Below are 10566 nucleotides of genomic sequence, written 5' to 3' on the forward strand. Positions count from 1 at the left end.
CGGCCGCTGCCGCTCTCCGCCTGGCCGCCGCGGCGGCGGCCCGCTGCTTGGCCAGCGCCGCCTTCTTCCTGGCCGCCTGCGCGGCCCTCTTCTTCGCTGCTTCAGCGGCCCTCTTCTTGGCAGCTTCAGCGGCCTTCTTCTTCGCCGCCTCCGCGGCCTTCCGCTTGGCCGCCTCCAGAGCGCGTTTCCTGGCCAGTGCGGCGGCCCTGCGCCTGGCAGCGGCGAGCGCCGCCCGTCTGGCAGCAGCCCTGGCGGCGGCCCTGGCAGCGGCCTGCGCGGCCCTCTTCGCCGCGTAGCGAGCGGCGAGCCTGACGCCGATCGCGACCACGACCCACACCCACTGCCCGTCGGAGTCGCTCATGGTGACGGGGCTGTTGTTGGCGTAGGCGTAGGCGTTGAGCTGCTGCGGATCGCTCTCGTCGATCACCGGGTCGACCGAGAGGAAACGGCCGTTCTTGGCGTCGTACTCACGGGCGCCGAGATGGACGAGTCCGGTGGTCGCGTCCTTGGTGCCGCCGACGAAACCACGTTGTCCCGGCCACGAGGATGGTGGTGTCCCGCGATCCTCCCCGAACGGGGTCGACCTGCGTACGGCCAGCTCTCCCGTGCCGGCGTTCACCATGGCCTGTGCGGTGCCCTGGTGGTCGTTGGCCATGAAGGAGACCTGGTTGTCCGGCGTGCGCACCGCGATGGCCTCGCCGCCGATGGTGTAGTAGCGGGTCTGCTCGACCGCGTCCTTGGCGAAGTCGAAGCGCAGCTCCATGTCGTCGATGTAGAGGGTGGCGTCGGTTGGGGTCTTGCGGATCAGCCGTTCGCCGTCCGCGTCGTAGATGAACGAGGTCGCCTTGCCGGCCTCCGTCACCGACTCCAGGTTGCCTTCTGCGTCCCAGACCAGGCTCTGGTCGGAGGTGCCGACCTTGCGCCGGGTGGTGTTGCCCGCCGCGTCGTAGGAGAACAGGTCGGCGCCCACGGTCTGCACCGCGTGCGGCTGCTTGCCGCCCGCCGCGGGATAGGTGGAGGAGCGCACGGTCTCGGCCGCGCCGCCCCAGGCGTGCTTGGTCTCCTTCGTCCTGTTGCCGGTGGCGTCGTAGTCGTAGCTGACCGCGTACGGGGCCACGCCGCCGATCTTGCCGGACGTCGGGCTACCGCTGGCGCAGTCGTCGGTGGCCGTCCACGCCGAGGTCAGCCGGCGCAGATAGTCGTGCTTGAAGCACTGCGTGTCCTGGCCGCTCGCCTTGTCAGCGATCTTGGTGACGTTGCCGGCCGGGTCATAGGTGTAGTTGAGGTCCAGATCGCTGGCGGTGGCGCCGGCCCGGTCCAGCCGCATGCTGGTCATCCGGCGGGTGCCCTCGTCATGGGTGTAGGTGAGCCAGGTCTTCTTGGTTCCCTCGCCCAGCTCGTACTGGAGGGTGTCGCCCATCTTGGAGTAGCGGGTCGCGCTCACGTAGGCCGACAGGCCGGTGACCTTGGTCGGCTGGCTGAGCCCGTCGTAGCTGTAGACGACCTGCTCCTCCGCCAGGCCGCCGCCAGCCGGGAAGCTGACCGACTGGACCTGGTCGTCGAGCGTGTAGCGGGTGTTGAGCTGGTAGGAGCCGGCCAGCTTGCCCTCCCGCGCGGGGATGGTGACCGTCTGGCGCAGCGCGCGGTAGTCGGAGTCGATGGTGTTGATCTCGGCCGTGTACGCCTGCCCGCCCACGTAGCGGATGGTGGCGTTCATCTCGCCCTTGGCCAGCGCGTCGTACTTCCACTCGGCCAGCAGTGTGCCGGTCGCCGAGCCTTCGCGCATCTGTGTCTGGCGGCCCAGCGCGTCGTAGCCGTACCACAACGTCTTGCCACGCGCGTCGGTCGTGGAGATCAGCTCGTCGGCGTCGTTGTAGACGGAGGTGGTGACGCCCTTGTCCGGGTCCTCGGTCTTGATCTCCCGGCCGCGCAGGTCGTAGAAGTGGCGCCAGACGTTGCCCGCCGGGTCGGTCACCGTGGCGAGCCGGCCGGCGGAGTCGTAGGTGTACTTGGTGGAGTCGTACTCGCCGGTCGGGGTCGTGCCCTTGTACTGGCGCAACTCGATCAGCCGGTCCTCGGCGTCGCCGATCCGGGTCGTCGCCGTGCCGCCGGGCGGCGGTGTCACGTGGAGCCGGTCGCCTTCCTCCTTGGCCGTGACCCGGTACTTCTCCGCGCCCTTGACCTTGAGGATTTCGGCGTTGACCTCACCCACGCCGTCGAACAACGACACGATCTGGTTGGGGACGGCGGCGTCCGCCACCGCGAGCAAATCGGTGGACGGTGTGCCGGTGGCGAAGTAGCCGGTGTTGGACTTGTACTCCTCGCCCTGGGAGTTGTAGAAGGTGTCGGTGATCGTGCGCCCGTCACGTAGCGCGGGATCACTCGTCTGGTCGTCGGTGGGAGCGGGTTCCTGGGTCTGGCGCTCGCGCATCAGGCCGTCGTGCAGCTCGTGGCTGGCGGTGTAGCCGCCGTCGGCGCGCAGCGTCTTGGTGGTGACGATGCTGGGGCCGTCGGTGCGCACCGTGTAGGCGTACTCGGTGCTGGGCGACTGTCCCTCGGCCTTGCTGCGGTCGGCCTGCCAGACCTTGATCAGGCGGCCCAGCGCGTCGTACTCCATGTCGACGCGGCGGTTGTTGGCGTCGACCTCGGCGACCGGCTCGCCCCAGGCCGGTTCGAGCAGGGTGCGCTCGACATGGCCGAGCTGGTTGGTCTCCGTGGTCTCCGTCGCCAGGGCGCCGGCGGCCGGGCTGTAGGTGGTGACGGCCTTGGTGCCGACCGGGTCGGTCTCGCTGGTCTCACGACCGTAGACGTCGTAGGTGCGGGTGGTGCCGGTGATCGTCGCGCCGTCCGCCGAGACGAGCTCCTGGACCGCGGTCACGTCTCCCTTGGTCGGCGGCTGGCCGTTCGCCTGGCCGTCGTACTGGATCTTCTCATCCGAGAGCACCTCATCCGCGGCCAGCGTGGAGACCGCGGTGCCGCAACCGGTGGCGACCTTCTGGACCCTGCTGGGGTAGTCGAGCATCCAGGAGGTGTCGTTGCGGGCGTAGGTGTAGCGGGTGCACTCGTCGTCATCGGCGCTGGCCAGGTCGCCCTGCTCGTGAACCTGCAGGAGCAGGCCCTTGGCGTCGTACGAGCGGTCTTCGCCGGTACGCCGCCACTTGTCCCCGGGCAACGCGGTCCGGGTGACCATGGACTTGGGCTGGACCACGTACGCGGCCTTGGTGACGCCGCCCTGCGTGGACTCCGCCGTCTTGACCGACCAGGGCACTTCCGCGGTCGCGGACAGGGTCGCCCCGCCGTCACCGTCGAAGAGGATCTCCTCGCGCTCGAACCCGGCGAGCTGGTCCAGGTCGTCCAGCTTGACGCCCTCGGAGTCCTCCACCTGCGCGACGCGCTTGGAGCCGTCGGCCTGCTTGTCGCCGTGCATGCCGCGGAAGTAGCGGAACTCCGTCATCGTGCGCTTGCCGTCCTGGCCGTCGCCCTCGCGGACGCGGACCCGGCCGAAGCCGCGGTAGTCGGCCCACGTGCGGTGCTCGGGCTTGACCAGGATGTTTTCGGCGTAGCGCCAGGCCGCGCCGTCCAGGTACTCGTAGTCGGTGACGACGTTCGGCGAGCCGGCGACCCGGTCGACCTCGATCGTCTGGGTGACCAGGTACTTGTGGAACCAGTCGGTGACCTCGGCCTCGTTCGGCGGGGCCCAGCGCTGCGGGAAGCACCGCCTGGTGTTCTTGTCGGCCGCGGGCACGTCGCCCGGCTTGCAGTCGGCCGCCGAGTAGTTGACCCGCAGCTCACCGCCGGACTCGTTGTTGATCGCCTGCACCCGCCACTTGACCAGCGGGGCGCGGCCCTCGTTGGCGTCCACCCGGTTGGGCAGCTGAACGCCGGTGAACTTCACCGCGGGCAACGAGAGCGTGCCGCCCACGAGGCCGCTCTGCTGGATGGAGGCCAGCCACAGCGCCGGGCTCATGCCGTCACCCGAAGCGGGGAACTGGTGGGTCAGCGCCCAGGAGTCCACCGGGTAGAACGCGCCGGCGGCGTTGCGGACCTGGGTGGTGACCTTGGCCAGGCGCTTGCGGGTGAAGAAGGTCGGGGCCAGGCGGTCGGTGCACTTCACCCCCGAGTCGCAGATCTGGTCGAACGGCACGTCCGGCCAGCTGCTCGCGGTCTCCTTCTTGAGCTGGTCGGCGGCGCAGGTGATGGTGCCGCTGGGCAGACAGCGCTCGGCGACGTCGAACACCACGCGAGCGGCCGGCGACTTGGTGAACAGCTCGTTCTGCAGGTAGCCGTAGTCGATCCGGGTGAGGTAGGCGCCGCGCACATACTGCGTGCCCAGCTCCGGCTTCATGTTGCGGCCGTAGTAGTTGGTCTCGCGCTCGTACCAGTACGTGCTGGCGTTGCTGTGCGTGTCCACCTCGTAGTCGAGGTTCCACCGGTAGGCCTGCTGGCACCAGGCGTTGGCCGGGGTGCTGGAGTAGCAGGGCTCACCGCTGTTGTTGCCGAACACCGGCACCGTCTGCACCGACTTGGTCTCCGCCTTGCCGGTCGTCCAGCCGGGCAGCCGGTTCAGGCCGAAGGTGTACTGGGTGCCGTCGTCTGTGGTGACCCGCCAGTACTCGCCGTTGTTGTCGCCGTTCGTGGCGCCGGTCAGCGCCTCGATCCGGGTGCCGTCGTCGCGCTTGGGCCGCCACTGCTTGGTCGTGGCGTCCTTGACCAGCTCGACGGAGGAGTCGCCCAGGGACATGGTGGCGTTGTCCTGGTCCCAGCACAGATCGCCGGTCTTCTTGCCGTCGAGCTGGCACGCCTTGTAACGGCGCTCGATGTAGCCGCTCGGGTTGAGCTCGAAGCCTTCCCCGGCCCAGGACGCCTGGTTGTTGGTGGAGGCCGTGCGGCCGTCCACGCTCTGCGAGGAGTAGCCCAGCGACACCTCCGGCTCCTCACCGCCCAGCGACGGAGGCATGCGCAGCTCATAGCCCCAGTTGAAGTCGCCCGACTGGGTGCCCACACTCCAGTCCGACGAAGCCGCCAGCGAGGTGGCGGCATGGTCGCCCGAGGGGCCGGAGGCCGCCGCGGTCAGCGCGTACAGACCGCCCGTCTCGACCTCGGCGGTCACCGTGCCGCTCGTGGCGTTGTTGTCGCTCTTCACCGGCTGCGGCGCGGCGCAGCCGGCCGCGCCGGTGAGCGCGCACTCCTCCAGCTTCACCATGCGCAGCCGGGAGCCGTAGTCACCGCCGTAGGCGTACCGGAAGCTGGAGTAGTCCACCTCCACGCTGGTCTTGACCGGCTTGGCCGCGGCAGCCGCCGCCACCCCTTGACCCGGCTTGACCCGCATCGCCAGGCCGAGCAGGTCGGTGTCGAGCAACTCGACACTGATCGGGGTCGCCGCCTGCGCCGTCTTGGCCGCCCCCTGCGCCAGCTTCACCGGGAAGCCGGCCGCCAGGGTGGAGACGGAGCCGCCCAGCTCCGCCTTCTGCGGCTTGGGCCAGCTGACTTCAGGTGGCGCCTTCCACGCCTGTTTCGCCGCCGGATCCGGCAACGGTGCCTTGACGGGGACCTTTCCGCCCGTCACAGGCGTTTCCTTCTGTACGGCCGGAGCCGATCGAGGAGCCGCATAGGCGGGCACGGCGTAAGCCATCTCCACCAGCAGGACGATCGAGAGAAAAGGGGCCAGCCTGCGTGGCCAGCGCGATTCGGGCTTGGCCTCTTCCGTCGCGAAACGATTCCACGACGCGTCCGGGCGATCCGGCTCCTTGGGGGTTTGTTGAAGGCCGTTCCATCGGGAATCTGGCAGGTCTAACTCGCTCGGCAGATCCATTAAGCTCCTCCAGGGGGCTTTACGGGGCGGCTGGCTGTGCGGTGTCCAGCGCGCTGTCGGGAGGCGCGAAGACCCGGCGGGCCGCCGGGACACGGCCGACGTCCGGGCACACGATCCGTCACTGCCGCGCGCGGAGACGGCACCACCACGTACGGCACCGCGAGCAAGCCATGCACAAACCGCATCCGTTCCTCGGCCGTCCTGAGCCGGGGTTACACCCGGGCAAAGGGCACCCGGGCATATCCGCGATCTTCGATGATGATCGGATCGTCGCCCCCGGAAAGCCGTTGGTCCAGACTTTTGCGCCTTCTGCTCAAATTTTTTTTCAGACGTACGGACACATCTGAAATTTTCTGTCCTCCGTGCCGTCCACGAGCCGAGATAGACATCAAGGGCGAGCCTGGACCAAGGAAGCCGGCGAACGATGTGGCTGGTCACGGCGTTGGCCGCGGTCGTGCTCCCGGTCATCGCCGCCCGCCTGCCCGACGTCGGACACGACCCGGCCGGCGGGTGGCGACAACGACTCGCCCCGCTCGCCGACCGGCGGGTGCTCGGAGTGCTCACCACCACAATCGTGGCGTTCACCAGGATCTACATTCCCTACACCTACCTCAGCGCCGTGTACGAGTCGGCCACCGGCGGTCAGGGCGGCAGGTTGGCCGGGTTGCTGCTGGTGTTCGGGGTGGCCGGCACGGTGGGGAACCTGGCGGCGGGGCATCTCACCGACCGTCGCGGGCCCCGCCGCGTCGTGATCGCCGGGACGCTGCTCCTCGCCGCCGTCCTCCTCCTGGTGCCGGTGCTGCGCGACTCGTACGCGACGGCGCTACTGGCGGTCGCGGCCTGCGGCGCGTTCTCCTTCACCGTCACAACGCCGCAGCAGCACCTGATCATGAGCTACGCCCCGGCGGCCACGCAGCCGATGGTCGCCTCGCTGAATCAGTCCGCGCTGTACCTGGCGGTCTCGTTGTCCGGTGCCGTCGGTGGGATCGCGCTCGACGTCGCCGGCGCCGCGCTACTCCCACCGCTGGCGACCGCGCTCGCCGTCGCCGCGGCCGGCCTCACCTGGTGGTACGGCCGAACCGACTCCGCAGTACGCCCACCGGCACCGTAGCGGCTACGGGCCGGTGCGGTGGGCCGCCTCTGCGGGACATCCCAGGAATGGAACGCAACCCCGACAAACTCCGGTCGTGGACGGTGGGGTCACCGATTCCAGCGCGGCGGATCGCCAGATCGAACGGTGCCGTACGTCGATCACGTAGAGTGCAGTCTGATCACTCTCCGTTACTATTGTGGAGGCGTCCATGAAACTCATAGGCCGTACAGCCAGCATCCTGGTCGGTGGCGCGCTACTGACCGCAGTACTCGCCGCGCCCGCCGCCGCCGACTCACTGGCGGCAGGAGGCCCGGTGGGCATGCTGCTCCAGCCGGTGCTGGACGTGCTCAACCTGCTGAACGGCGCGACCACGCTCACCACCCTTCTTCCCGGCGGCGCACTCGGCGGCTAGCAGCGTCGCTCACCTGCGACGCTGATCTCTGCGCGCCGTGCGGCGGAACATCAGACCCGCTGCCCGGCGCGCAGCCGCGTCCTGCCGCTTCGTGGTCGGCCTCGAAGCGGCCCAGGGCGAGATCGCCGGGCTGTAGCCGCTGCCGGGCGGCGAACATGGCGAACTAGACCCGAGCTTCCGAGTGGAGGCGCCTTCCACGTCCTGTGCCTCACCCTTACCGTTTACAGAGAGTAGCAATATGATTACCATACGTCGCGGGGGGTGATCAACAAGAGTCGCCGCGCCACGATCTGAGGTGCTCACCCCCTGGTTGGCGTAGATCCCACTCCGCCGCCGCACCCGTTCGGCGGCGGTTCCACCAAGGGAGTCCCAGATGTACATCAAGCGAATCGCCATCATGACGGCGGCCGTGCTGGCCTCGCTGACGCTTGGCGCCACCGCCACCGCCACCGCCGCAGTCACCGCCGATCCGCCGCCGCCACAGCCGGGACCGGGCATGTACATCGCCCCCTGGGGAACCGCCCGGTTCCAGTTCGGGGCGAAGCTCTACAGCGAGCTGCAGCGGACGGGCACCGCGCTTGCCGGCATCGACCCGGTCAACGTCCCCGATGGCCGGACGCTGGTGATGAAGGTCGGCATGCAGCACAACAACGTCAACTTCGGGGTCCAGATCTACTACCCGGGTGGCTGGTCGCTCAACAATCCCGAGCGTGGCACCCGATTCGACGTCGACCCGTTCTGGCTCAACATCGTCCAGGGTGGAACCAACGGCAACGTGAAGATCAACGGCACGCCGGCGGATGAGAACTACAAGCTGGCCACCTTCAACTCCGCGGAGGTGTTTGCCGTGCTCAGGCCGCAACTTCTCGGATACCAGATCAACAAGTTTCCGATGAAGCTGTCCGCGCGGTGGGCCACAGACCTCAATCGGCTCTTCGGCACCAGGCTCGTCGAGGGGGATCCCTTCGGTGAGCTCACCGTGAATCTCAAGTTCGTGCCGCCCTCCGGGGCTGCGTGATCTGACTCGGTCCGCAGAAGACCGACCACGCCACACGCGCAGCCGCCAGAGCATGGCGGCTGCGCAGCCACGGGAACGCGCAAGCACCGAGCCGGCACACGATCGCGGCCAGTTCCGGCACGAAGGCACCGGACGAACCCCCGCGCCGACCTCGGGGAGATCTTCCTCACCGGGTCGACCACCAAATCCGCATTCCCTCATGGCGGGTGTCGTGTCAGTGGGCATGTCAGCACGGCAACGGCTCGATATCAGAGCGGTCGGTGATCGTGGACGCCATGACGGTTCAGCGATTGCGGCCTCGGGCGATGCGGCCTGAGCGATCCGGATACCCCGGACACCCATAGGGCTGCATTCCACCGTCAGCCCGTTCACTTGAACGTCAGATTCGAAGGAGCACACCACCATGGCCGTCACCCTTTCCGACCAGGACAGGATCACCCTGCGGACCGCCGCGTGGGGCGCCGTCACGCTGATGTCCGCCGCTGACGCCACCGGCAGATCCCATCGGGCCGCCACCGACGGCTCCATCGCCCTGGGCTCCGCGACCGGCCTGGTCGGGCACGTGCTCGCCGAGTGGCCCAAGGGCGTGAATCTGAAGGGCAAGTCCGTGGCCGAACTCGCCGATCGGGTACTGCCCGCTCTGACGGCGACCATGAGCCTGCTGAAGAGGCAGGATCCGGCGGAGGCCGACAACTTCCGCAGCACCGTCATCGTCGCCATCGAAGCAGCCGGCCGCACCCACCAGGGCCAGCCCACCCCCACGCTGGCCGACATGATCCGCAAGATCACCGCGGCCCTCGACGCCGCCTGACAGGACGGCACTGTCGCGGCGTCCCTCGCCGGCCGCGCCGCCGACGTGTGGGGCTCCTCCGCCGCCCTCGCGCAGGCCCCCGCGGCCGGGCTCGTCCTCCTCACCCTCTCGCTCGTCCTGCCACTCGCTGACCGGCGGCGGGGGAGGGGCCGAGGACGATGACCTGGCCGGTTGGAGCTGGGCCCTCTTCAAGGCCGCCATCGTCCCCGCGGTCAGGAGATCTCCGCCCATGTTCCGCGAATGGCGACCTGGGTATTGGAGCACGAGTGTCCGAGTGCCGATTCCTCTCGCAGAGAACGGTCATTCCTGCGACTCACACCATCACGGACGTCGCGCGGAGCGATGCCGACCGAGTGGACCAATGGGGCAGGTCATGGAGTTGACGGAGCGTTTCGAGTGGCGTGGGCGGCAGATCGCCTGGGGGCGCGTCGGCGCCGGTCCGGCCGTGGTGTTCTGTCATGGCACGCCGTTCTCGTCGCTGTTGTGGCAGCCGTTCGCCGAGGCTCTGAGCCGCGACTTCACCGTTCACCTCTGGGACATGCCCGGATACGGCCTGTCCTCCAAGCATGCCGGGCATCCCGTCGACTTCGGCGTGCATGCCGACGCGCTCGCGGCGCTGCTCACGCACTGGGATCTGGACCGGCCGCACGTGGTCGCCCACGACTTCGGCGGCGCCGTCTCTCTGCGCGCGCACCTCAGCGCGGGTGTCGGCTACGCGTCGCTGATGCTCGTCGATGTCGTCGCCATCCCGCCCAGCGGCTCACCCTTCTTCAGGTTCGTACAGGACCACCCTGACCTGCTGGGACAGCTGCCGGCCTACATTCACACCGCCATCGTGCGGGCGTACATCCAGGGGGCGAGCCACCGCGGCCTGCGCGACGACGATCTGGACGATCTCGTACGCCCGTGGACCGGGGAGGACGGCCAGCCCGCCTTCTACCGGCAGATCGCCGACTACGACGAGCGTTTTCTCGAAGAGAACGAGCGGCTGCTGGGTGGCATGAGCATCCCGGTACGGATTCTGTGGGGCGTCGACGACGCCTGGATCCCCGCCAACGTCGCCCGGCGGCTGCAGAGCCTGATCCCCGGCGCCGAACTGTCGCTGATCGATGACGCCGGCCACCTGGTCCACCACGACGCGCCCGTCCCGCTCATGGACGAGATCCGCTCCTGGCTCACCGCCCGCTGAGGCGCGATCAGGCAACCGGCGGGCCGGCTTGACCGTGTGAAGAAACCTGCCTCGCGCAAGTGTCGATTCACCCGGCCGGCCAGCAGGCCACGGCGTCGACGAGCCGGGCAGCCGTCCGCACGCTGTGGTGGACCTAAGTGGTCCCGGTCGTAAGTCCTTCGGGGGTTAGTGTCCGAGGTAGAGGCCGCAGGCGCAGTCGAGGGCTTCTTGGGGGCTGCCGGCCGTGAAGCC

The 10566-nt window shown here is 68.8% G+C and carries 6 protein-coding genes; 5 read left to right on the plus strand and 1 reads right to left on the minus strand.

The genetic code is table 11. The features are described 5' to 3' along the window. On the minus strand, positions 1 to 5566 hold a 5566-nt coding region (locus ACFPZ3_RS57120; RefSeq protein WP_379522860.1), incomplete at its 3' end, for an RHS repeat domain-containing protein. Positions 5567 to 6236: 670 nt separating this feature from the next. On the opposite strand from ACFPZ3_RS57120, the gene ACFPZ3_RS57125 reads away from it, so the two are divergent. The 5 genes from ACFPZ3_RS57125 to ACFPZ3_RS57145 all read left to right on the plus strand — a co-directional run bounded on the left by ACFPZ3_RS57125 (position 6237) and on the right by ACFPZ3_RS57145 (position 10335). After that, positions 6237 to 6923: an MFS transporter gene (locus tag ACFPZ3_RS57125; RefSeq protein ID WP_379522861.1), complete on the plus strand. Its 687-nt coding sequence runs from the start codon at positions 6237 to 6239 to the stop codon at positions 6921 to 6923. 190 nt (positions 6924 to 7113) lie between these two features. Continuing rightward, the gene (locus ACFPZ3_RS57130; protein ID WP_379522862.1) at positions 7114 to 7317 is read left to right on the plus strand and encodes a hypothetical protein; all 204 of its coding nucleotides are present in this window, start codon (positions 7114 to 7116) and stop codon (positions 7315 to 7317) included. A 397-nt stretch (positions 7318 to 7714) separates the two neighbouring features. After that, on the plus strand, positions 7715 to 8335 hold the full coding sequence (locus ACFPZ3_RS57135; RefSeq protein ID WP_379522863.1) for a hypothetical protein: 621 nt from the start codon (positions 7715 to 7717) through the stop codon (positions 8333 to 8335). Between the two features lie 403 nt (positions 8336 to 8738). Next, positions 8739 to 9146, plus strand: a complete 408-nt coding sequence (locus tag ACFPZ3_RS57140; protein WP_379522864.1) for a hypothetical protein — start codon at positions 8739 to 8741, stop codon at positions 9144 to 9146. Between the two features lie 373 nt (positions 9147 to 9519). Continuing rightward, positions 9520 to 10335 carry an alpha/beta fold hydrolase gene (locus ACFPZ3_RS57145; RefSeq protein ID WP_379522865.1) on the plus strand — a complete coding sequence of 272 codons (816 nt, stop codon included), beginning with the start codon at positions 9520 to 9522 and terminating at the stop codon, positions 10333 to 10335. Positions 10336 to 10566: the final 231 nt, after the last annotated feature.

It is taken from the genome of Nonomuraea insulae (assembly GCF_042656245.1).